Source organism: Sporosarcina cascadiensis (genome assembly GCF_009650995.1).
In the GTDB taxonomy this organism is placed as follows: Bacteria; Bacillota; Bacilli; order Bacillales_A; family Planococcaceae; genus Sporosarcina; species Sporosarcina cascadiensis.
In genome coordinates this window covers 1-891 of record NZ_WHVV01000039.1, presented here as the reverse complement: position 1 = coordinate 891, position 891 = coordinate 1, and the positions used below count along the sequence as shown (strand labels likewise).

Below are 891 nucleotides of genomic sequence, written 5' to 3'. Positions count from 1 at the left end.
CACTAGCGTTGCATGAAATACACATAAAAACATAGATGTATATTTATCCCATTAAACTTTTTGTGACTAAATAAAAAAGGGAACAGGGCTATGTAACGAAAACCAGTTCCCTTTTTTTAGGCTATTTATTTACTTTTTCTTTTTCTTTTCCTTTTGACGTTCCACAAAATGCTGACGGGTAATCGGGCTGACAATCGCATGGTCTTCTCCAAAATTACGCTGTTTATCGTCTGGTATCGGTACTTTCTGTCGTCCCTTGCTCTTCCGAAGGGGGCGAGTGAACTCTTTCTTCAGTCGGCTAATCGGAACAAATAAATACTCCTGCACCGCGCTTAAAAAGGTCCAAATGGTTTTTTTAGGTGCCGTGACAAGACGCATAATCTCGGCAAGTGCGACCGTGATCAGTGAGATGAACATCTGGTTCCAGATACCCGTTGGCGATTGGCTGAACAGGTGATCTAGCTTCACATGCTGCTTCAGCCACTTAAAGAAAAGTTCGATATACCAACGACTCTTATAGGTCTCCAATATTTCTTCTTCCGTTAGATCTAGGCGGTCCGTCAAGAGATGGAAATCCCTGCCCTTGTCATCTTGGAAATGAATGTATCGCAGCGTCTCCTCGCGGGTCAGCATGGAGACAAACTCATTTTTGACGACTTGCGGATGTGTCGGCGTGAAGGAGCGCAAGGTCTCCATCCGAAAGTTTTTCCGACAGCGTACAAGAAAATGAATCCCCTGCTGTAGCCAGCCGCCCATTTTCGTCTTATGTGCATAGCCGCGATCCATCACATACAGGGCGCCGTCGGCGTCAATGATATGGTTGACAGCGTCCGAATCAGCGACATTACCAGTAGAAGGAATCATCATTTCCGGAAATACACAATTCGCATC

General features: G+C 45.1%; 1 protein-coding gene. It reads right to left on the bottom strand.

Annotated elements, in window-relative coordinates:
• Positions 1-129: 129 nt before the first annotated feature.
• On the bottom strand, positions 130-891 hold a 762-nt coding region (locus tag GDZ68_RS17890), incomplete at its 5' end, for a transposase (RefSeq protein WP_153723681.1).